The 22728-nt window shown below is 71.1% G+C and carries 12 protein-coding genes; 2 read left to right on the top strand and 10 right to left on the bottom strand.

Annotated features, from left to right (window positions below; translation table 11 throughout):
• Positions 1-277: 277 nt before the first annotated feature.
• The 6 genes from D7X32_RS21000 to D7X32_RS20975 form a co-directional block, all read right to left on the bottom strand.
• Positions 278-772: a Spy/CpxP family protein refolding chaperone gene (locus tag D7X32_RS21000; RefSeq protein ID WP_120604347.1), complete on the bottom strand. Its 495-nt coding sequence runs from the start codon at positions 770-772 to the stop codon at positions 278-280.
• Positions 773-995: 223 nt separating this feature from the next.
• Positions 996-4481 carry a TolB-like translocation protein gene (locus D7X32_RS20995; protein WP_120604346.1) on the bottom strand — a complete coding sequence of 1162 codons (3486 nt, stop codon included), beginning with the start codon at positions 4479-4481 and terminating at the stop codon, positions 996-998.
• Positions 4475-5014 (bottom strand): DUF1318 domain-containing protein, encoded by a 540-nt coding sequence (locus D7X32_RS20990; protein WP_120604345.1) that lies wholly within the window; start codon positions 5012-5014, stop codon positions 4475-4477. The genes D7X32_RS20995 and D7X32_RS20990 overlap by 7 nt, the downstream gene beginning before the upstream one ends.
• Positions 5011-8694 carry an AsmA family protein gene (locus D7X32_RS20985; RefSeq protein WP_120604344.1) on the bottom strand — a complete coding sequence of 1228 codons (3684 nt, stop codon included), beginning with the start codon at positions 8692-8694 and terminating at the stop codon, positions 5011-5013. Before D7X32_RS20985 ends, D7X32_RS20990 begins: the two co-directional genes overlap by 4 nt.
• A 120-nt stretch (positions 8695-8814) precedes the next feature.
• Positions 8815-9591 carry a hypothetical protein gene (locus D7X32_RS20980; RefSeq protein WP_120604343.1) on the bottom strand — a complete coding sequence of 259 codons (777 nt, stop codon included), beginning with the start codon at positions 9589-9591 and terminating at the stop codon, positions 8815-8817.
• 4 nt (positions 9592-9595) lie between these two features.
• Entirely contained in the window at positions 9596-9856 is a 261-nt protein-coding gene (locus tag D7X32_RS20975) for a hypothetical protein (RefSeq protein ID WP_147450205.1), read from the bottom strand.
• 221 nt (positions 9857-10077) lie between these two features.
• On the opposite strand from D7X32_RS20975, the gene D7X32_RS47570 reads away from it, so the two are divergent.
• Positions 10078-15294 carry an HYR domain-containing protein gene (locus tag D7X32_RS47570; RefSeq protein WP_120604341.1) on the top strand — a complete coding sequence of 1739 codons (5217 nt, stop codon included), beginning with the start codon at positions 10078-10080 and terminating at the stop codon, positions 15292-15294.
• On the opposite strand, the gene D7X32_RS20965 is transcribed toward D7X32_RS47570, so the two are convergent.
• Both D7X32_RS20965 and D7X32_RS20960 read right to left on the bottom strand, forming a co-directional pair.
• Positions 15277-16263: a phytanoyl-CoA dioxygenase family protein gene (locus tag D7X32_RS20965; protein WP_167506494.1), complete on the bottom strand. Its 987-nt coding sequence runs from the start codon at positions 16261-16263 to the stop codon at positions 15277-15279. The genes D7X32_RS47570 and D7X32_RS20965 overlap by 18 nt on opposite strands.
• Before the next feature lie 105 nt (positions 16264-16368).
• Positions 16369-18249 carry a DUF4091 domain-containing protein gene (locus tag D7X32_RS20960; protein ID WP_120604340.1) on the bottom strand — a complete coding sequence of 627 codons (1881 nt, stop codon included), beginning with the start codon at positions 18247-18249 and terminating at the stop codon, positions 16369-16371.
• A 319-nt stretch (positions 18250-18568) separates the two neighbouring features.
• Between D7X32_RS20960 and D7X32_RS20955 the strand changes: the two genes are divergently transcribed.
• Entirely contained in the window at positions 18569-20716 is a 2148-nt protein-coding gene (locus D7X32_RS20955; protein WP_120604339.1) for an ATP-binding protein, read from the top strand.
• Here the strand turns inward: D7X32_RS20955 and D7X32_RS20950 are convergent.
• Together D7X32_RS20950 and D7X32_RS20945 are read right to left on the bottom strand one after the other, a co-directional pair.
• Positions 20667-21470: a LytR/AlgR family response regulator transcription factor gene (locus tag D7X32_RS20950; RefSeq protein ID WP_120604338.1), complete on the bottom strand. Its 804-nt coding sequence runs from the start codon at positions 21468-21470 to the stop codon at positions 20667-20669. The two genes, D7X32_RS20955 and D7X32_RS20950, sit on opposite strands and share 50 nt — an antisense overlap.
• 230 nt (positions 21471-21700) lie before the next feature.
• Positions 21701-22624 carry a diiron oxygenase gene (locus D7X32_RS20945; RefSeq protein ID WP_120604337.1) on the bottom strand — a complete coding sequence of 308 codons (924 nt, stop codon included), beginning with the start codon at positions 22622-22624 and terminating at the stop codon, positions 21701-21703.
• Positions 22625-22728: the final 104 nt, after the last annotated feature.

Genomic DNA, 22728 nt, shown 5'->3' with positions numbered 1-22728 from the left:
AAGGGGCGGATCCGACGAGCGCGGATCCGCCTACCCGGCCCGCACCTTCCACCGCCGCACGCGGCGGCGGGAGCGGGGAATCATCACCACGGCGGCCACCAACAGGGCCACCGGCACGAACACCAACATCGTCTGCATCATCGCCTCCAGGTACCCCGCACCATACGGAGGCCCTCTGACATCCTGACGGGGAGTTCGTGACTTTCAGGAAACGACACTCCAAACGCCGGGTCTCCGGCCGCCCAGGCGAGCAGGCGGCCGGACTGCCGGTGGAGGGCTATTCACCCCGGGGAGGACCGCCCCGGCCGCCATGGCCCGGGCCGTGGGCGGGCCGCTCGGCCTCCAGGAGGGTGCGGGCCTGGGTCTTCTGGGCGTCCGTCAGCACCTGCTCCGCTTGCTGGTAGGCCGCCATGTCGTTGGCGCGGAGCTGCTCGAACAGGCCGCGGGCCTGCTCATGCCTGGCCTGGTCCTGGGCGGACGGCGTGCCCTGGGGCCCGCGGTCCGGCGGCGCGGGAGGGCGCAGGGCCTCCAGGGACTGTTTCACGGGCGCGTTCTTCGCGTCGAGCGCGGTCTGGATCTGCGTCAGGCTCGAGGCCTGGGCGTCGGTGAGAGCCAGGTCCTGGCGGTGGTCGATGAGCACCTGGACCGGCGACTTACGCTCGAACGGGGGCGGGCGGCGCGCGCCCTGGGATGCGTCCTGCGTGGGGGTGGTGGAACCGGCGACGGCGGGAACGGCGAACAGCAGGCCCAGCATGATCAGATGGCGCTTCATGGTGATGTACCTCCAGCTTGCGCGTGAAGACCGCACCCGGAAGCCATGGGCCTGATGGCACGGTGGACACCGTGAGGGACCGACTGGGAGGGGTTTGCCCCCCACGGAGTCCCGTGCCGTTCAGGCCCGGGGCTTCCGGGCTGACACGGTGCAAGGTGCTCCCGCCATGTGCCGCGAAAATGTCCCGCGCGTTACCGAATGTGTTTCCAACCGCGGTGCCGCCTCATGGGGCCTCGGTCCGGGCTTCCTGCTCCGGGCCTGGCTTCTCCCCGGCGACCGGGAGCGCGCCATCGGTGCCGCTGAGCGCCAGGTAGATGTTGAACCACGCCAGATAGGCACGCCAGGCCGGGTCGCGCTGCTCGATGAGGGTGCGCCGCGCCTGGAGCATCCGCTGGGGCACGTCGAAAGGCATCCGCGTCGTGTCCTCGGACTGCAATTGCGCCGCGAACCAGAGCACGTCCAGTTGACCGGCATCGACCGGCGCGTGGGTGCGGGCCATCAGCGAGTCCGCGTGCTCCAGCGCCTTGCCCAGCCATTGGCCCGCCTGTGCCGGGTCGCGGCGGTCCACGGCGTTCTCGGCCAGCCGCAGCTCCGCCAGCGTCACCGCGCGGATGTCCTCGTCGCGGTCCGATTCGTCGAACTGCTCCAGGAACAAGGCGCGCCGCTGCTCCAGCGCGTGGGCGGCGGCGTCCATGCGCCCGAGCCGGGTCTCCGCGTTGGCGCGCAGCCCCGCGGCGATGATGCGATACGCGCGCTGGACGAACCCGGGCGTGGCGTGCGCCTGCTTCAGCGTGGCCTGCACGGCGGGCGTCGTCAGGTCCCGGTCCACCTCATCCAGGTCCTCCAGCGCCCGCTGCGGCTTGTCCGCGCCCAGCGCCGCGGCGCAGCGGGCCAGCCGCGTCACCAGCCGGTTGCGCAGGCCCTCCTCGTCGCGGGGGCTGGCTTCGATGCCGGGCAGCGCGCGGTCGTAGAGCGCCAGCGCCTGCTCGAACCGGCCCGCGGCCAGGTTGTAGAGCGCCGCGCGGTCCATGACCAACGGGATGAACCGGGCCAGCTTCGGCGCGGCCTCCACCATGGCCAGGGCCTTCTCCGCGGACTGCGCGGCCTCCGCCTCGCGGCTGACGTGCAGGAGCGCCCGGGCGCGGGCCAGGGCCACCGACAGCCCCGACGCGCTGTCCACGTAGGGCAGCTTGTCCCGTTCGTCCAGGTAGCCCAGGGCGATGTGGTAGTTGCCCACCTGCGTGTGCAGCAGCCCCAGCGCGCCGAGGAGCATCGCCTTGTAGCGCGGATTGTTGCGCACCAGGTCCAGGGCGACCAGGTAGTGCCGGTTGGCGCGCTCGGCGGCGGCGGGGGTCCGGCTTCGCAGGAAGTCCTCGTGGTGGATGGCCCCCATGAGGGCCTGCACCTCGCGCTGGTTCTTGAGCTCCTGCCAGGCCGCGCGCAGCTCCGCGAGGCCGGTCTTCACCGCCTGGGCGTGGGCGTCGTCATCCAGCTTGGACAGCCGGCGCGTCGTCACGTAGGCCTTCACGAAGTGCGCGAGCGGCACGGCCTTGCTCTGGACATCAGTGGTGACCTCCTGGATCACCACCTCGGGCGCGACGCCCGCGCGCAGGCGCAGGCTCATGGACTCGACCGCGCTCTCCAGCGAGGCCGTCCTCCGGGTCACGAGGTCGAAGTCGGCGCGGGCCTCGTCCATCCGGTCTCGCGCCATGCGGCGGTAGGCGCGGCCCATCAGCGCGCGGCGGAACAGCCGCTCCGCCCGGCGCCGCTCCTCGGTGCCCGCGGGGGCGTCGTCCACGTAGAGCGTCGCCAGGGCTTCCATCACGCCGTCCGCGCCCAGGCTCGCCGCGCGCTCGGCGGTGTCCTGCACCACCATGCGGCGGCGGAGCGGGTCCTGCTGCTGTTTGTAGAACGCGACCAGGGCGTCCCGGACGGGGCGGGGAGGGCGCTCCTCGTGCAACGCATTGACGTGACGGCCCAGCTCCAGGGCGAACGCGTACGGTGTCCCTGCGGGCTCCGCCGCGAGCGCCCGGGCCATGGCGGCGTCCGCTTCCGCGTAGCCGCGCCCCCGGTACAGCGCCCGGACGGCGGCGCGCGCGAAGTCGAGCTGATCATCCGCCTTGAAGATCTTGTTCTGGGAGAGCCGGAGGCCGGCGGAGGCCAGCGCCTCCCGGTCGTCGAGCTCGCGGTACAGCGCGTCCGCCTGTTCGTACCAGGCCTCCAGCACCGCGCGCGGTGTGGTGTCCGTCAGCCGCGCCGCCTCCAGTTCCTGCCTCGCGAGCGTGAAGTCGCCGGATGACTGCGCGAACTCGCTGCGCAAGACGTGCTGATAGACGGCGGAGGGCGGGCTGGGCGCGGCGGCGGGGTCCAGGGCCGCCATGCGTTGGCGTTCGGCCTCCTGCAACTCGTCCACCATGCGGCCCCGGTCGCGCTCCTTCAGGGCGCGCCGGTGGGCGATGAGCAGCCGCAGCGGTTCCGACAACCCCGCGGTGGCGGGGTCTTCCACCGAATGCATGTGGCGGGCGTAGAAGTCCGCGGCGTCGAAGTCGCCGTAGGCCAGGTGGAGCTGGCTCAGGCGCATCATCAACAACCGGCGGGGCTTGGGCCGGGTCTCGCGCAGCAGGCGCTGACGGTAGAGGAGGAGCTGATCCGCGCGCCGGCCCACCATGCCCAGCTCCTCGTTGAGGCGGGGCACGTCCCACTCGCTGGGGACCTGGCCATCCAGCGGCAGTTGATACACGTCCAGCGACTGGCCACGGGAACAGGTCGCGATGAGCGACGCGGCGGTGGGGGCCGGGTACTCGCAGCTCCAGGACTCGCTCGTCAGCTGATCCGGGCTGGCGGCGGCGGCCTGGGCGGGCGCGTCGTCGCGCTCGGGGGAGAAGGGCACGCGGAACAGCACCCCGCTGTCGCTCGCGTCAATCACCCCGTCCCCGTTGGAGTCGGTGAAGAACTGCACCACGTACAGCGAGCGTCCGTCGCGCGCGAACACCGGCTGGCCCGTCTGCCCCGGGATGTCGAGCGTCAGCGGGACGGGCGCCGCGCCGGGGACATCCAACCGGACCGCCTCCAGGTGCGGCGCCGCACGCGCGGCGAAGCCCGGGCCCACCTCCCGCACGGAGCGTTGGACGGGGACGTACACCAGCCATCGGCCATCCGGAGAGAGGGCGGGGCTGGTCAGGTTGCGCTCGAGCAGGGGCGTCACGTGCCACGCGGCCCCCAGCGCGACCTTCGACAACCGCAGGTCGCCCTGGATGGTCGCCCGGCTCACCAGCGCGATGTGCGTGTCGTCGATCCACTCCGCCTGCAGCGCGCTGGTCTCTTCTTCGAGGCAGCGGCGCTCCTTCGCCTCTGGCAGCTCGCGCACGCAGAGCTGTCCGCTGGCCTGGGTGCGGAACGAGATGTAGAGCAGTTGCTTGCCATTGGGGCTGATGCGCGGCCACGTCACGTCCGCGCCTTCGTCGAAGAGGCGGCGCTCGCGCCCCCGCTCCAGGTCCTGGACGAAGATCTCCGTCGCGATGTCCCGGTTGGACACGAACAGCAGCGAGTTCTCATCGGGCCCGAGCTGCCCCAGGAACTGATCCCCCATGCCCACGGTGAGCCGCTCGGGCAGGCGCATGCCTCCGTCGTTCTCGTCGTCCTGGGCCCAGGCGTCGCTCACGACGAGGACGGCGAGGGCCAGGACCCAGGGGGCTCGGGGCGTCAGCACTTCTTCTCTCCCCAGGTGCCGTCCGCGGCCTCCACCCAGCCGCCGCAGACGACACCTTCCGCGTGGGCCTGGTGCCAGTTCTGGCGCAGCGTCTCTTCAGGCACGCCGGGGCGCACGGTCCGCATCCACTGCCACAGCTGCCGCCGGGCGCGGTTCACCCGCTCCACCAGGGCGGCGTCATCCGCCGACACGCGTCCGGCCGTGCACTGCTTCCGGGTGACCACCAGCAGCCCGTCCTTGCCCTCGCCCACGCAGTGACGCCGCACCAGGTCGTCCACGCGGTCCGCCTGCGTCTTGCCCAGGTTCTCCACCAGCGGCGGGGGCTGGATGCCCAGGTCCTCCAGCTGGTTGGGCGTCAGCGGCACCGGCGTGGGGTTCATGCCCGCTCTCGCGAGCCGCTGCTCCACTTCCTTGTACGAGCCCGCCGCCTGCTCCTCGAGCGCCGTGGCGCGGTCCACCATGACGATCTCCGGGGCGCGGATGCACCCGGGAGCGGCGAGGGCGGCCACGAGCAGCAACCCACGGTGTTTCATGGCAGAGCCTCCGGAGGGGTCATGGTGGTGATGAGGCGGTCGACGATGGGCCCCAGGGGGATTCCCCGGATCTCATCGATGCTGACCAGCTGGGCCAGACCGCCCATGGTGATGAGCAGGCTGCCGAAGCCCTGCTTGAAGCTCACGCGCACGTGCTCCGGATACCCCAGGCCCAACGCGTAGCGGACGCGGTTGGTGGCGGGGTCGGTGTGGCGCGGGTCCTCCAGGTCGAGCAGGTCCAGCAGGTGGCGGTTGCCGATGCGCAATATCTCCGCGCGCCCGTTGATGCTGCGGTCCCTGGCGGAGATGACCATGGCGGCGTTGCCGTCGAAGGGCTCGCCCCGGGAGGACTTCACGCCCGTTGCCCGCACGTGGGCCTCCAGCGTGGAGTGCTTGCCCTGATAGTCCAGCATGCACTGGCCGGTGATGCGGCCTCCCCGGACGCCCATCTCCAGCTGGCTCATGGAGAACACGTTCTGGTTGATGGACAGGTTGCCCGCCAGCGGCGCGATGGTGATCCACGGCGTGGTGATGCGGTCCGCGGACAGGAAGCCGCTGCGCGTGAGCAGCGGGTGTTGATCCGCGAAGCGCAGCATCGAGTACGGATTGACGTTGAGGTCGTTCAGGAGCCGCACCCCGTCCTGGGAGACCTCCACGTTCTCCGTCAGCGGCACGTCGCCGTTGAGCGCCTCCACGACGATGCCGGATTCGGGCATCCGCACGTTCACGTCCTGGAGCTTGAGGTTGGAGGAGGTGCGGAAGACCACCAGGTCGGGCGACGCCACCCGGAAGTCCACCGTGGCCTTGCCGCTGCTCTCGACCTGTCCCGGACGCGCGAGGCGGGCCAGGTCCTGCTCCAGGGAGCCTCGCAGCCCCATGCGCTGCTGATCATTGCTCAGGTCGAGCCGCCCCTGGACCTTCAATTGCGTCTGGGTGCCCCCATTGGACACCCGCAGGTCCGGGACGTGGATGACGCCCGTGGGCTTGCGCAGGACGGAGACCGACGCCTCCACGTCCTGGACGGGGTAGGGCAGCGCCGGCTTCTGTTCGAGCGAGCGGACCTTCACGAGCTGCTTCAGCTCGATGTCGCCCTTCTCCCATTGGTCGGTGAAGGTGGCGGTGCTGTCGCTGGACAGGTCCGCGAAGGTCAGCCGGCGCTCATTCATGCTCACGGTGAGCTTCTCCACCGCGAGCGTCGTGCGGACGGTGCGCTTGGAGCCTTCGGCGTGAGATTCACCCTGCCAGCGCAGGGCGGGGACGTTGATGGTCTGATCCACCTGCTTCCAGCGCAGCCCTCGCAGGTCCACCTGCGCCTTGCCTTCGAAGCTGGCGCCGCGCGGAGGCATGGGGGCCAGGCGGACGGTTCCGTCGGAGCCGAGGTGCGTGATGAGGCCGGTCAGGGTGCCGTGCAGCTCGCCGGTCATCGCGAGCTTCGAGGGATCCACTTCTGGAGGCACCCGCGCCTTGGCCAGGAGCGGTGACAGGGGGCCCAGGGGCGGGAAGTCGCCCTTCACGTCCACGCGCAGCGCGCGGGCCTTCCGGTCGAACGCCAGCGCCGCGTCCGCGGCGACCTTCAGTCCTTCGTGGCCGGTGAGTCCCAACCGGAGCGCGAGCTTGCGGCGGTCCACGTCGAACGTCAGCGTCTGGTGCTGGGTTCCCGCGTCGGTCTCTCCGATGCGCAGCCCTTCGACCTTCAGGTCCAGGTCTCCCTTGTGCTTCCAGTCGTCGCCTTGGGACCGCAGCACGAGGGCGGCGCTGCCCGCCGACACGTCGTCCCAGCCTGGCCGTTGCAGGCGCAGCTCCGTCTGGTGATCCACGCGCGGCGAGGGCTCGAAGAGGGACGTCAGCTTGCCTTTGGAGGCCAGCGTCACGGCCAACTGCTTCCAGGGGAGCCGTGCGGCGACGTCATCCGGGAGGAAGGGGCGGGCGGCGACGAGGTCCGGCGTCTGGACGTCCAGCGTGTACGCCACGTCGTCGCTCCCCTTCGTGGCATCCAGCGACGCGTGCAGCGTGCCCACGTCCAGCTCCAGCCGTGCGCGGGCCTTGCTGAGCCGTGGCTCCTCCATCGTGGGGAAGGCCTCCGTTACATGCAGTTGCACGCGTGCGGGGCCCTTCAACACCTCGCGGCCTTGCGGGCTGGTCACCCGGAGCGCCTCCACGGGCAGGTCCGCCTTCAGCGCGAAGGGAGGCTTCGCCGTCAGCGGCAGCTGGAGCTGGAAGCCCAGCCGCTCCGCCAGCGCACGGTGCCCGGAGGCACGGACGTCCAATGCGTCCACCTTGGCTGACAGGGCCGCGTCGCCCACGACCCTCAAGGGCGAGCCGAGGTCGGGCCGCAGCTGGCGCCCCGTCAGCTCGCCGGAGGCGTTCGGGACGCGGAGCGGGGTGGGGCCTCCGACGTCGAGCCCCTGGAGCGCGAACGTGAGCCGTGCGGCCAGCCCCTGCGGCGCATCCGGGGTCGCCGCCAGTGAGATGCGCCCACCGCCGAGGTTCACCCGGAGCGCCTCCTGAACGAAGAGGAGCTGCGCCACGTCGACATCCATCCCGACCCGGCCCTGGGCTCCCAGCTGGGGCATGCCGCTGAGCGTGACCTCCTGGGCCTCCAGGTGCACCTTGCCGCTCTTGAGTGTGAACGGCAGCAGGTCCGCGGGGATCCATTGCAGCAGCCGGCCCAGGTCCACGTCCGCCAGGGCTCGCGTCAGGACGGGCGGGATTTCCGATGCATCCGGAAGCACCACCTGGGCCTGCACGTCGGCGCTGTCGGTCAGCTGCGTGTGCTCCAACTCGACGGTGGTGTGTTGCTTCGTGGCGTCGAACTTCGCCGTCACCGCGCCGTGCAGCAGCGTGCGGAGCGTGAAGCGGGGATCGAAGGTCTGCCGCGCGACGTCCAGGTCCACCTTCACGCGAGCGGCGTCCGCGTTCGCTTCCACCGCCAGGGCCAGCTCCAGCAGGGCCTCCGCGGAAGGCACGGCGGGGCCTTCACGGTTCAGCGCCAGTGCCAGGGGCTTCCCGGTCTGGCCCAGGTCCACGAGGAGCTTCCAGCCCGGGTCCTGCGGCTTCGCTTCGATTCCGGCCTGGAGCCCGCGCAGCGACCAGCGGTCCACCACCGCACCGCGCTGGACGCGGATGTACGTCAGCGACACGCCCGACAGTTCGATGGTTCGAACGGGGAACGGTGCGGCGAAGAGGTCCGCGACCTGGCGCGAGGTTCCGGGGGCCGCTTCATCGGGCGGCTCGGGCGTCGCCGGTCCGGTCAGGTTCGTGAGCGAGGTGGTCCCCGCGTCATCCGCCACCAGCACGACGGTCGCGTCCCGCACCGACACCCGCTCCACCCGGACCGGCCCCTTCACCAGGGCCCCAAGCGACCACGACGCCTCCAACGTGCCGACGCGCAGCAGTTCGGGCGCGACGGCCTGGAACGGCGGCGGGGTCCACACCACCAGCCCTTCCAGCCGCAGCCCGGAGAGCACGTCGATCCGCGCCGTCTGGTAGTCCAGCCGCACGCCCGTGGCCGCTTCCACCTGGGCGACGATGCGCGGCTTCAGCCAGGGGTGGGCAAGGTTGTGCAGCGCTGTCACCCCCGCGAGCAGCAGGAGCGCGAACGTCGCGAGGATGATCAGGAGCGCGCCCGCGATGATTCGCGTCAATCGCCGACGAGGCCGTCCAGCACCGGGGGAGTCCATGTTGTTCCGTCGAGGCGACCGGCCAGCCTCCTCCTACCATGCGGCGGAATCGGGCTTCAATCCAGGGACGCCTCGGGGGCGGAGCGCGAGCCGGGCGGTGCCGTGCGCCCGGAAGCCGCTTCAACCGAAGCTGGACGAAGTCATTCCCGCGGTGCCGCCCGCCAGGGGCTTGTAGGGGAAGTAGAGGTTGCGCACGAAGCGGGTGAACAGGTGCTCTTCGTTCCACCGCTGGCGCGCCATGCCGTACACGCCGGGTGCGCGCAGGTCGTGCGCGGAGACGCCGGTGACGAACTCGCGCTCGCTGTAGATGGCGAAGACTTCATCCACCGCCGCGCGGCTGCGGTACGTGCGGAGCATCGTGCGGTAGATGAGCTCGCTCTCCTTCTGGGTGAAGGCCAGCCCCTGGATGGCGTGCGCCATCTCGTGGAAGACCAGGTACTGCTCCGACTCCATCCGGTCCTGCCTCAGCGCGATGCGGGCCCGGGGCCAGTCCGGATGGTCCCAGAACAGGCCCGCGGCCTGGGGGGACACCGCCCGGGGATAGCCGTACTTCGCCAGCGTGTGCCCGGGCGGAATCAGCTCCAGCGTCAGGGGCCGCGCGGCCTCCAGCCGTGCGATGAGCTGGAGGTTTCCGGAGAGCTGCCGCGCGATCTCCTCCTGCACCCGCTTCACCTGTGCCGCCGGGGCGCCGTACGGCTTGAGCTCCAGCTTCGCGCTCACATAGGCGCGGGCTCGCGTGGGGCCTTCCGCGGGAGGACGGCCTCCGCGCGCTTCGAAGACGTCGCCGCCCTCCAACAGCGTGAAGGCGCTCAACGGTTGCTTGAGCCCGACCTCCGCCGCCAGCGGGGTGACGTCCGGCGTGGAGCCGTCCAGCGTCTCGTAGCGTTCCGGAGCCATGCGCTCAGGCGCAGGTCTTCGCCTGCTGGTTGCAGGTGTCGACGCAGCCCGGGGTCTGGGTGTCGGGAGTGAGCCGCTCCGCATTGCCCTGCACGGAGTCCGGCGGCTGCCGCGAGGAGGGCCGGCCTTGCGGCTGGCAACTGTTGAGACAGGCGTCGTACTGGCTGCGGCACGACGACGAGAGGTTCGACGTGTCGAGCGTCGCGCAGCCGCACAGCAGCGACAGCGCGGCCATCCACGGTGTGAGGGCAGGAAGCGTCTTCATGCCCTGCAATCTACCCCCGGACGTTGGACGGCGCGAAACATGAAAGACATTCAAAACATGCTTGTCGGTCACGCGCTTGGGCTCCCGGGTCGGAATGCACCACGGTCTTGGGAGGGACGCGGGCCTTATCGTGGAGGGAGGCTTTCAGGTAGCGTCTGTCCTTGTCGCCGTGCCGCCCCGTCGCGCATGGACTGACACCTCTTCCTGACCTGAAAGTCCTCATGGCCTCCCGCCATTGTCCCCGTTCGACCTCCGCGTTCGTGGCCGGTCTGGTGTTGCTCCTCACCGCCTGCGCTCCCACGCAGATGCCCGAGGAGCCCGCCGCCGGTGCGTCCGCGCCCGAGGACCCTGCCGCTCCCGTGGACGTCTCGCCCCCCATCGACTTCCAGGCCGTCATCCGCCGCGTGAACCAGTCCTTCCGCGCCGAGTCCGGGGCCTTCACGAGCGGGCAGGGGACGTACTCGGTCCGGGTCGACGCCGGTGGGACGCTGGAGGTTTCGCCGCGCCACGTGCGGGAGGGGCAGGACGCTCCCGTCGCAGGCTCGCCGCTGCGGGTGAGGACGGCGTCGGTCTCCCGGGGGGGACGCTCGCTGGCGAAGGCCGCACGGGCGTCGGTGCGCGACGACGGGACGCTGGCGTTGGCGCGGGGCCCGGTGGTGGAGGTGCTCCAGAATGGCGACGCGGGGCTGGAGCAGCGCTGGGAGCTGGCGGCGCGGCCGGAGGGCTCGGGCGACCTGGAGGTTCGCGTCGAGCTGACGGGGATGGCGTACGTCAGCGAGACAGCGCAGGGACACCACTTCGTGGACCGCCAGACGGGCCTGGGCGCGCGTTACGGCCGGGCCACCTGGGTGGACGCGGCGGGCACGCGCACTCCCGTGACGTCCGTGCGGGAGGGACAGGCGTTGGTGCTGCGCGTGCCGGCGCGGGTGCTGGAGCAGTCGGCCTTCCCGGCGGTGTTGGATCCGATCATCTCTTCTGAGATGAATATTGATTATCCGGTGCCCGCGCCCACCCGGAACCCGGAATCCGAACCCGCGATCGCGGTGGTGCGCGCCGCCGGCCTCTACCTGGTGATGTGGACGGTCGACAATGGCAGCAATCTGGATGTCATCGGGACCCGCGTGACCACGCTGAGTGGAACGGTGTTGGACCTCAAGGGATTGTCCCTGGCGACGGGCCCCAACAACCAGTCCCGTCCTTCCGTGGCCTCCGACGGACACGACTTCCTGGTGACCTGGGATGAAAACGCCTCCGTGCAAGGGGCGCGGTTCAGCACCTCCAGCGGTCAGCGCCTCGGCTCCACCTTCTCCCTCTCCACGGCCACCGGCGGTCAGGACTCCTCGGCGATTGCCTTCGACGGTACCCAGTACCTCGTGGTCTGGAACGACCACCGCAGCGGGGTTACCAGCGACGTCTACGGCACGCGGGTGAGGGCGTCGGATGGCGTGGTCCTCGACCCGGGCGGCATTCCCATCAGCACCGGGGCCGGCTCCCAGGGCACGCCCGCCGTGAGCTTCGATGGCAGCCGCTTCCTGGTGGCCTGGAGTGATTCCCGGAACGATCCGGTGTCGAGCGACGTCCATGGCGCCCGCGTCGATGCCGCTGGAACGGTGCTCGACCCGGCGGGCATCCCCATCTCCACGGCGACGGGCCGACAATCCAACCCCTCCATCGCATCCGTGGCCGGGACCTTCCTCGTGACCTGGGAGGACACCCGCGACGGCTTGACGGGGATCTCCGGCGCGCGCGTCAGGGCATCGGACGGCGCGGTGCTTGATCCGCAGGGGCTGGTGGTCGCCACGGGCGGCACGACGGCGCAGGACTCAAGCTCCGTCGCCTCGGACGGAAGCCGCTTCCTGGTCGTGTGGCGGAAGCAGGCAGACATCCTGGGCCGGCGGGTGGCGTCGGATGGCACGGTCCTCGATCCAGGGGGAGTCCTCCTGTCCACGTCCGCCTCGCGCGACAAGCAAGCTCCCGCCGTCCTCTTCGACGGGACCCGCTTCCTGGTGGTCTGGGAGCACAGGACCGAGCTCCTCCAGGACATCTACGGCGTGCGGGTGCGGGCGTCGGACCTGGCGGTGCTCGACACGCCTTCGATGTTGCTCTCCGCTTCGGCCAACGCCGAAATCGACGCCTCGGTGGCCGCGGGCACGCAGAGCTACCTCGTGGTCTGGAGCGATGACCGCGACCGTTCTGGCGCCTCCAGTCTCTATGGTGTGCGCGTGAGGGCGTCGGATGGCGGGCTCCTCGACCCGAAACCCTTCCCCGTGGGCAAGGGGAACCGCAGCCGGAGCACGCCCTCCGTGGGCTTCGCGGAGGGCCAGTTCCTGGTGGCGTGGAGGGACAGCGAGCCGGGCAGCCTGGACGCGGACATCCACGGCGCGCGCATCCGCGAGTCGGATGGCGTGGTGCTGGACGCGTCCGACCTCATCGTCAGCGCCGCGGCCAGGCCCCAGGGGAACCCGAAGGTGGCTTCAGGTGACGGGCTCTTCTTCGTGACCTGGGAGGATTCCCGGAACGGGACAGGGACCACGACCGACGTGTATGGCGCGCGGATCCGGGCCTTGGACGGAGCCGTGCTGGAGCCCGACGGCATCGCGGTGGCGACGGGGAACTCCGACGAAAACAGTCCCGCGACTGCCTTTGGCGAAGGCTACTTCCTGGTGGCCTGGACGGATTATCGCAATGGGAGCTCGAACCCGGACATCCATGGCGCGCGGGTGCGCGCCTCGGACGGTACCGTGGCCGACAGCCCGAGCCTTCCCATCACGACCCGCGCCGAAATACAGCGGACACCCGCCGTGGCCTTCGACGGAAGCCACTTCCTGACGGTCTGGCATGACCAGCGGAGCGGCGTCCCGTCCGAAGTCTACGGCGCGCGAGTCCGGGCCCGGGACGGCGCCGTCCTGGACAATGGGGGCCGCTCGCTCTTCACGAACACAAGCATCTCCAGGGAGGTGCCCGCGGTGGCCTGCGATGGCAAGGAGTGCCTGCTCGTCTGGCGGCAAGTGACCCCGACCAGTCTCGAGCTCTATGGCGGACGGCTGGCGCCGGATCTCTCCCAGGTCGACGCGACGCGGTTCTTCATCTCCAATCTCACCAGCTTCGACCGGACCGTCGTGAACACGACGCCGCTTGCGCTGGCCTCCTGGGGCCGCGGGCGCTTCCTCCTGACGTATGAGCCCCATGACTGGATGCCTGGCCAGTTCCGGGTGAGGTTCCGGCTGGTGTCCGACCCCGTGAACGGGGCGAAGTGCGCCACGGCCCCGGACTGCACCAGCCGCTTCTGCGTGGAGGGCGTCTGCTGCCAGAGCGCGTGCGCGGACGGAACGTGTGGAGGTGGAACGTGCACGCCGGTGCCCGCGAGCATCACCTGCCCGGGAGACGTGGTGGCCGAGGCCACAAGCGCTTCAGGCGCGTCCGTGAGCTATGCGGCCGCCAGTGCCACGGGCAAGCCTCCGCTCGCGGTGGCCTACAGCCAGGCGTCCGGGAGTGTCTTCGTGTCAGGCAGCACCTCTGTCACCGCCACGCTGGTGGATGGCATCGGGCGCACGGCCTCCTGCGGCTTCTCCATCACCGTGCGGGACACCACCGCGCCGACGCTCACGTGCCCGGGTGAGGTCGTGGCGGAGGCCGTGGGACGCACCGGGGCTCCGGTGGACTTCCCGGCCCCGACCGCCACGGACGCCGTCACGGCCGCGCCCACGCTGTCGTTGAGTCACGAGAGCGGCAGCACGTTCCCGTTGGGCACCACTTCGGTGACGGCCACGGCGACGGACGCGGCGGGCAACGCCGCCACGTGCTCCATCCCCGTCACGGTGCGGGACACGACGCCGCCCTCGCTGTCCTGTCCGGCGGACGTCGCCGTGGAGGCCACGAGCCTCCAGGGCGCCACCGTCACCTACGCGGCCGCGAGCGCTTCGGATCCGGTGTCCGACGTCACGGTGGAGTACATCCTCGCGTCGGGCTCGCACTTCGACGTGGGCGGCACGCAGGTGCGCGTCCTCGCGACCGACGTCGCGGGCAACAGCGCTTCGTGCGCGTTCGCCGTCACCGTGGCCCTGCCGCCGCCGCCCACGGTTGCCTGTCCCGCGCCGCTCGTGGCGGAGGCCACCAGCGCCCGGGGGGCCCCGGTTGTGTTCCCTCCCGCGACGCCTTCCGGGCGTGGGCCGCTCACCGTGACGTACAGCCAGGATCCCGGGACGGACTTTCCGCTGGGCCAGACGTCCGTGACCGCCACCGTCACGGATGGACTGGGCCGCACGGACGCCTGCGCCTTCACCGTCACCGTGCGCGACACGCAGGCCCCGTCCCTGTCGTGCGGCGCGGACGTGGTGGCCGAGGCGACAGGCCCCTCCGGCGCCACGGTCGCCTTCGCGACGCCCTCGGCCACGGACGCGGTCACGGCCTCGCCCCAGGTGGCGCTGAGCCATGTCAGCGGCGCTGCCTTCCCGCTGGGGTCCACGCGCGTGAGCGCCACGGCCACGGACGCGGCTGGCAACACCTCCGCCTGCGCCTTCACCGTGACGGTGCGCGACACCACGGCTCCGGCCGTGACCTGCGGCGCGGACGTCGTCGTCGAGGCGACGGGGCGCTTCGGCACCGCCGTGGACTTCGCGGTCCCCACGGCCGTGGACGTGGTCACGGTCCAGCCGGCGCTCGTGGTCAGCCATGCGCCCGGAGCGCTCTTCCCGCTGGGCCTCACCCGAGTCAGCGCGAAGGCGACGGACGCGGCGGGCAACACCGGTCAGTGCGCCTTCACCGTCACGGTGCGGGACACCATCGCGCCGGAGGTGGGCTGCCCCGCTCCGTTGATCATCGAGGCCCAGGACCCCATGGGCGCCAGGATCGGCTTCTCCGTGCCCGCTCCTCGCGACGCGGTGACGGCATCTCCCCTCGTGTCGCTGAGCCATGCTTCGAATACCCGCTTCCCCCTGGGCATGACCGAGGTCGTCCTCTCCGCCACGGACGACGCGGGCAACACGGGGTCCTGCGCCTTCCGCATCACGGTCCAGGACACCACCGCGCCGGTGCTCACCTGTCCCGCGCCGGTGCGGAAGGCGGATGCTCCCGCGGAGGGCCTGGCCGTGGACTACCCGGCGGCCCTCGCGCAGGACGCGGCGTCCACCTCCACGCTGAGCTACAGCCACGCCTCCGGCGCGGTGTTCCCCGTGGGCACGACGCAGGTGACGGCCACCGCCACGGATGCCTCGGGCAACAGCGCCACCTGCACCTTCCAGGTCAGCGTGGCCGCGCGTGTCCAGCAGCCTCCCGAGGAGCCGCTCCCCGCGGGAGGCTGCGGCTGTGACGCGAGCAGCGGAACCTCCGCGGGTCTCAGCTGGGCAGGGCTGATGATGTTCGCCTGGGGCGTGACGCGCCGCCGGCGTTCGCTCCCAGCCGCGATGCACGGTCCGCCGCCCTCACGTCCGGGCTGTTGAAGGCGGGGCTCCAACTGCCCGGGAGGGATTGAGCGGGACGCCGTGCCGGGCCATGAAGGCCCGCAGCGGCATGGCGTCCTCGTTCTCCTGGATGCTCAGGTGGGAGTACCGGTACAGGCTGCGGCAGATGAGCGCCACGCGGGTGCCGAAGCCAATGGGGCCTCGCGGATCCAGGCGCACGTCGTCCACCGCGGACACATCCCCGCGCTGGCAGTAGAGCGCGTAGCTGATGCGGGGCACCCGGGCGCGCTGACTGCTTCGGCTTCCCCAATGATAGATGTATTGGTTCCAGCAGGAGACCGTGCCCGCCTGCGTGGGCAGGGCCCGGATGTCTTCCAATGCGATGCGCTGGCCCCCCGTGCGCAGGTTCCGGAGGGCGTTGGGGTACTGCGGGTCGCGGTGGATGGGGACGACGTAGATGCAGGAGTTGAGGGGCGTGGCGTCCGTGAGGGCCACCCAGACCGTGAGCACGGTGGGCATTCCATCCACGCCAATGGTGTCTGGGTATTCCGCGTCCCGGTGCGGCTCGAAGCCCTTCCCGTCGTCCTTCGTCTCCACGTAGTAGACCCAGAAGTTGGGCACGAGCTGGAAGTCCTCACCCAGCATCGCCTCCAGCGTGGGCCGCGCATGCGCGAGCGCCTGGTAGAACACGTCGTAGACGAGCGCGAACATGGGCGGGAAGCCCGCCTTGCGCACCGCCTCGATGCAGGAGCGCATCTGGCGGATCATCGCCTCGGGCACCAGGGGCCCCGTCTGGAAATACCCTTCGTGCCGCAGCCGCGCCGCCAGCTCGCGCGCTTCCTCCGGACGCCCCGGGGCCGGGATGTCTCCCAAGGCCTTCCAGGGGTGCTCCGTGATGGGGGCTTCGGGCTGGAGACGGCGCCAGAAGTCCAGGTCCTCCACCACCGACAGACGCTCCATCAACTGCCGCAAGGCAAAGCCCTTGCGAAGGACCTGGGCCTCTTCCACGTGACCTCCCGCCGTGACGCAACGGCTTCCCATCTCAAACCCAGGCACCGCGATCCATGGCCCGCGAGGGAACCCTGCCTGCGGACCGCTGGACACCGCCGCCGCTCAGGGCTCCCGGGCAGGCAGCCGCCGCCGCGCCCGGCGTGCTCCCGACAGCATCCAGAACGCCCACAGCAGCCCTGCCGCGGCCGCCGCTGAATCCCCCGGACCCGCACCGCAGCCGCCCACCTGCCCGTACGTGCCCGGCACCGACTGCTTGCGCTGTGCCATCGCCTCGTCCGGGACCGTGCCCATGACCGGCGCGGCCGGGTTGCCCCGGGTCAGCTCCTGGTAGCGCTGGATGAGCCGCAGCCGTGCCGCGTCGAACGCGGCGCCGTCGTCCGGCACCTGCCACGCGGTGGGAATCAGCTCCCGCGCCACCCCCCGCGCGAAGTCCGGGTCGCCCGCGTCGCTCACCGCCTTGAGCCACTCGTAGTCCTGCATGCCCTGGCGGACGAGCTTCATGCGCAGCGACGCCACCGGCACGTGCGTCAGCCCGCCAATGGCCGAAGGCGTGCCCGGGTAGAACAGCGTCCCGTCCCCATTGCCATTGAAGTGGTACTGGTCCGACCACGCCGTGGGGAGCATGCCCGCCGTCTCGTAGTACAGCTCGCCCGTGCCGCCATGGAGGAAGGTCAGCCACTCCATCGCGCGTGCCTTCGCCGCGGAGCGGTCCACCCCGTACGACGGCCAGCCCGCCCCCGGCAGGTTCTCCGGCATGCTGCTCCCGGGGGGGCAGCCGTGGCTCATGCAACTCTGATACGTCCACAACTCCGTTCCAGGACGTGAGAGGAAGGCCGTGTACGTCGCGGTCTGGTCCCCCACGAAGTCCGGCTCCGTGCCGTCCAGGTGGTTCACCAGCGGCACCACGATGTCCACCAGCGGCTCCAGGGAGTGGTTCTTCAGCTGGAGGGAGTTCGTCGTCAGCATCGTGCGAAGGTCGGGCGCGAGCTGCCGGACCATGGCTCCCGCGGCCTTCACCTGCGAGAAGCTGGACTGGTAGGGAGGCTCGTCGCCAATCTGCACATAGGCCCGGTCCAGCCAGCCCCGCGACCGCAGGTGTTCGGTGAAGTTCCGCAGGCCGTCGGGGGTGAGGGGGCCCTCGTATTCCAGGCGCGTCATGCGCGCGCCGGGCAGGCGCGTGGGCGCGGTGCCATCCAGGAAGGGGCCCCACGTCGCGTCGAAGTCTTCCCATGACGGACGCCAGGGCTCGCGCGGGAAGAGGCCCGGCAGCGTGAGGCGGTGCTCCAGCGCCAGCTGTTCGTAGCGCGCGAGCAACGGCTGCAGCTCCGAGGCGGAACAGTCGTCGCGGCCCATGTGCGCGCGGCACACCTGCACCGGCGACAGGAGGAACGCCGTGGACAGCGAGGACGTGCTGGGCATCACCGCGTCCACCACGGTGAGCTTCGCGGTCACCTGCCGCAGGAAGCCGCCTTCCCCCTCCACCGTCACCGTGCCCGTGTACTCGCCGGGCGGCGCGTCCTGGGGCACGTGCACGTCCACCCAGATGGCGCGCGCCTCGTTCGCGGGTACGTCGAAGGGAAAAGCATTGCGCGCCTCCCGGGCGATCTCGTCCGTGTCCGGCACCAGCCCGTCCGGCCACCGCCCCACCGCCTGCCAGGACTCGGAGGTCTGCCGCGTGGTGAGGTAGGCCTGCCGGTACAGCGTCACGTCCGGCCCCATCAGCGTCGCGGGCCCTTCCATCGTGGGCAGGCGGGCGCGCACGCCCTGGAGCCCCGTGTCACCGCCATGGAGCGCCACCTGGAAGGAGACGAACTCGTTCCGGGCGGCGGTGAGCTGCACTTCGGTGGCACTCCCGGGAGTGGTGTCGTCGGGACGGACCTTCACCATCATCCCTTCGCCCCACACCGCGGGCCCGGCCGCGAACACCGGCCAGGCCATGAACAACGACAGCCACCCGAGGCCGCACTGTCGAATTGTCGGCATGTCGGAATGAATGCTCACGGATAGTGAACAGCTCCAGGCTTCCCGGCCGGTCCGTCATCCAGGCCCTCCAGCGCTCCGTGGCCCGGATGGCGGTGGCGGGCACCATTCCCAGACGTGAGGGGCTGCCGGTGGCTTGCTCCCATGGCTGACGCCGGGTGGCCCATCACAGCGCGAGCGGATGTTTGAAGTCCTTCCCGCTCTGGGATGCGCGCGGCGCGCAGGGGCCGGGTTTTCCAGTGTGATGAATGCCATTGGGCAATGGCCCTCCGGTAGTAGTGTGCGCCGCTCGGATGATGGCGCGAAGCCTGGGAGGACTCCGGTGGCTGGCAGGGAATGGCGGGTGCGGGTCCTGGGGCTGGCGCAGCTGTGCGGCCCCGAGGGGCAACGGGTGAGGTTGGAGCGGCGCACTGCGGCGCTGCTTGCGTGGCTGGCATTGCAGGGGCCCTCGCCCAAGTTCCCGCTCGCCGCCCTCCTGTGGCCAGATTCGCCTCCCACCACGGTGCGCGGCAACCTGCGGCAACTGCTGCGCCGCCTGCGGCTCGCCACGGGGGAGGAGGCCCTGGTGGAAGGCGACACCGAACGGCTGGCACTGGTCTCGCCCCAGTCCGTGGACGCCGCGTGCCTCAAGGCCGCCGCCGAAGCCCGAGCCCACGCGGAGGCGCTGGAGACCGTGGACGCCGAAGACGGCACGCTGCTGGCCGGCTTCGACTTCGATGACTGCCCGGAGCTCGCGCGCTGGCTGGACGGCGCCCGCGCGGGCGTCGATGGCTGGGTGCGCGAGGCGCGTGAGGACCGCATCGGCCAGCTCACCTCCACGGGCGACTGGACCGCCGCGCTGGGACTCGCGCAGGCGTGGGCGCGGCAGGAGCCCGAATCCGAGCAGGCAGGCCGTCACCTCATCCGCCTGCACTACCTCCAGGGCGACCGGGGCGCAGCGCTCGCGGCCTTCGAACACCTGCGCGGCGTCCTGGACCGGGAGCTGGGCGTCACCCCCATGCCGGAGACGCTCGCCCTGGTGCGGGAGGTGGAGAAGGCCACGCAGCGCCCCCGCGCGCCTTCAGGCACGCGCGCCGTGCTGCCCCTGTCCGTGCTGCGCCCGCCGGTGCTGGTGGGCCGGGAGGCCGCGTGGCGGCAGCTGGAAGCCGGTTGGGACGCGGGACAGTTGCTGTTCATCTCCGGCGAGCCTGGCAGCGGCAAGACGCGGCTCGCGGAGGAGTTCGCGGCCACGCAGGGAAGATGGGGGCGCATCGAGGCGAGGGCCGGGGACCGGGACGTGCCGTTCGCCTCCCAGGCGCGCGCCTTCCGCACGCAGCTGCAGCGCTGGCCGGACGTGAAGCTGCCGGACTGGGTGCGCATCGAATTGTCGCGCATCCTCCCCGAACTGGGGGAGCCGCGACTCCTGCCGCCCCTGGCCTCCGAGGCCGGCATGCTGCGCTTCTACGACGCCATCGTCGCGGCGCTCCACCTGCTCCACGAACACGAGGACATCAGCGTCGCGGACGACGTGCAGTACTGGGACACGGCCAGCGCCAAGGCCTTCACCTTCGCGTTCTCCCGGCTGGCGGACGCCGCCTCGCAGGGCGCCCGGAGCCTGCGCTTCATCGACTGCTACCGCAGGGGAGAGCTGTCCCCCGACGCGCGGATGCACGTGGCCCGGCTCGTCGAGGCGGGTCTGGCGCGCATCGTGGAGGTGGACGCGCTGACGGACGAGGACGTGAAGCGCATGGTGGCGGGCATGGGGCTGCCGGGCGCGGAGGCGCACGTGGAGGCCCTGGCCCGCTACACGGGCGGCAACCCGTTGTACGTGGTGGAGACGCTGAAGCACCTGCTGGAGACGGACTCGCTGCGCCGCGAGTGGCCCCAGCGGCTGCCTCCCCCGGGACGCGTGGGCCCGCTCATCCAGCGGCGGCTGGAGGGGCTGTCCGCGCTGGCGCTCCAGTGCGCTCGGCTCGCGGCGCTGGCGGGGGCCTTCTTCCGGACCCCGCTCGTGCCCCGGGTGCTCCATGCGAAGCCGGCGGACGCGAACGACGCGCTCGCGGAGCTGGAGGCGGCCCAGGTCCTGATGGGCGAGCGCTTCAGCCACGACCTGGTGATGGAGGCGGTGCGGGCCGGGATGGGGGCCGGCGAGGAGCGCGTGCTGCACACCCGGCTCGCCACGGTGTTCGAGGAGGACGGCGCGCCCTCCATCCTCCTGGCGCACCACTGGCTGGGGGCCGGAGGGACGGAGCGGGCGCTGCCGCACCTGATGGCCTCCGCGCGCTCCGACGAACAGGTGCTGCCGCCCGAACTGGCGGCGGAGCACTACGCGCGGGCCGCGGCCCTCATGCAGTCCCTGGGGCAGCACGAGGACGCCATGCAGGCGCGGGCCGCCGAGGCGCGGTGCCGGCAGCAGTCCGCCTCGGCGGGAGTCCAGCCCTTCACCCCTGGGCCAGGAGCGGGCCCAGGCGCTCGCGGTAGCCTCGGCTGAGCTTCAGCGTGGTGCGGTCGCGCAGGATGACCTGGTACTCGCCATGGAGCAGCGGGCGCAGCTCCTGGACCCGCTGGAGGTTGACGAGCGTGGAGCGGTGGATGCGCACGAACCGCTCCGGATCCAACCGGGCCTCCAGCTCCCGCAGCGGTTGGCGCAAGAGGTGGCTGTGGCCGCCCACGTGCACCTGGACGTAGTTGTCCTCCGCCGCCATCCAGTCCACGTCGTCCACGCGGAGCAGCGTCACGCGCCCCACCTCGCGGATGACCAGCCGGTCCAGGTAGCGCGGTGCACGGAGCGGCTCGGGCAGCGTCCTCACGAGTCCCGCGAGCTGCCGCACGAGGTGCTGGAGTCGTCCCAGGCGCACGTGCTCCTTCGCGCGGCCCAGCACCTGGACGAAGCGCTCCGGCGCCAGGGGCTTGAGGAGGTAGTCCAGCGCGCCGGCCTCGAAGGCGCGCAGCGCGTGCTCCTCCCGCGCGGTCATGAAGACGACGGCACCGGCGCACGCGCTCCCCGCATCGAGGAGCACCTGGAAGCCGTCCATGTCCGCGAGCGACGCGTCCAGGAAGAGGACGTCCACGGGCTCGCGCCGCAGGGCCTCCACGGCGGCGGCGCCCGTGTCGTGGACTCCCGCGACGCGCACGTCCGCGTCGGCATCCAGCAGGGGCAGCACGTGCCGCAGGGTTTCGGACTCGCCATCCACCACGCCCACGCGGATGGGCGCGGACTCGAACAACGCTTCTTGAAAAGCCATCGGCTTCCCCCTCTCCTCGATGCCAGCCCACCCATGCTCCGGGCCCGCACTCGCATCGTGCGGAGCCTCACCTGCGTGGGCGACGAAGCGGGGACTCGGACGGGGTGTTCGGCGGTTCTTCATGACCTGACCCGCACCTTCTGCTGTCAGGCGTGACGGCGGCGTGACGGGCGTCCGGGGGTGGGGTCCGGACGCCGCTCGTCATCGCCGGGGCGGCCGCTGAATCCGTCTCAGGCGCAATAGTATGTCGGGGCCAGCTCCAGCACGCGCTGCTCCGCGAGGGGGGAGAGCGCGCGCAGGCGGGAGAGGAAGAGGGGGGCCTTCATTCCCATCCCGATGAAGCCCCAGACATACGAACGCTCCTGGGACTCGGACAGCTGCTGGCGTTCGGCGGGCGTGAACGTGCGCCCCACCGCCTGCTCCAGCGTCTGGAGATCCAGCGCGAGCTGCGCGTTCAGGGTGCCGCGCAGGGCCTGGAGCAGCTCCGAGTATTCGGTCAGGGCCGCGTCCAGCGTTTCGGGGGCCTGGGCGAGGATCTTCTGGGCCTCCAGGAAGTCCAGCCGCGTGTGCTGCGCCTCTTCCAGCCAGTGGTGCTTGAGCAGGTTGCAGAACAGCGGATCCAACGTCTCGTCTTTGTTTCCGCGCACGGTCTCCTGGTAGTGCTGCTGCGTCATCAGCTCCATGTGCAGGTTGAAGATCAGCACGCCCAGGTTCGACTTCGCCATGATGGCCCGGGCCACCTCCACCTGGTTGTCGAGCAGGGCAGGGGCGACCTTGAAGCCCTTCGCGAACGCGCCGGTGAAGCGCGCGAAGAGCTGCTGGTGCTTCAGCTCCTCCTCGGTGAAGCGCAGCAGCGCCCGCATGTGCGTCGCGTTCCCGTGGAGCTCCAGGCCGGCGCGCTGGGCGGCCAGGGCGACGGCGTACTCCTCCAGGAACAGGAACAGGTGGGCGTAGCTGTTGGAGCGGATGTGATTCAACATCAGCCGCTCCTCCGCGCTCAGGAAGGGGATGGCTTCCGTCCCGGTCAGCGCATCCGAAAGGAACCGGTGGCTGAAGTCGAGCACGGTGTCCTTGGGCAGCAGCTCATCCAGACGCCAGGACACCTTTTCGGAACTCTGGATGCAGGACTGGTACTCCGGGGTTTGATTGAGCATGGATGAATCAGACGGGTTTTTCCTGCTTTGGGTCAATGGGCGGCCTCCATTCCTACTCGCCGCGGCGGGTCATTCCTGCCAGGGATTGGGCGGGGAGGGGGGGG

The organism is Corallococcus carmarthensis (assembly GCF_003611695.1).
GTDB lineage: Bacteria > Myxococcota > Myxococcia > Myxococcales > Myxococcaceae > Corallococcus > Corallococcus carmarthensis.
This window is presented reverse-complemented; position numbering and strand designations above follow the sequence as displayed.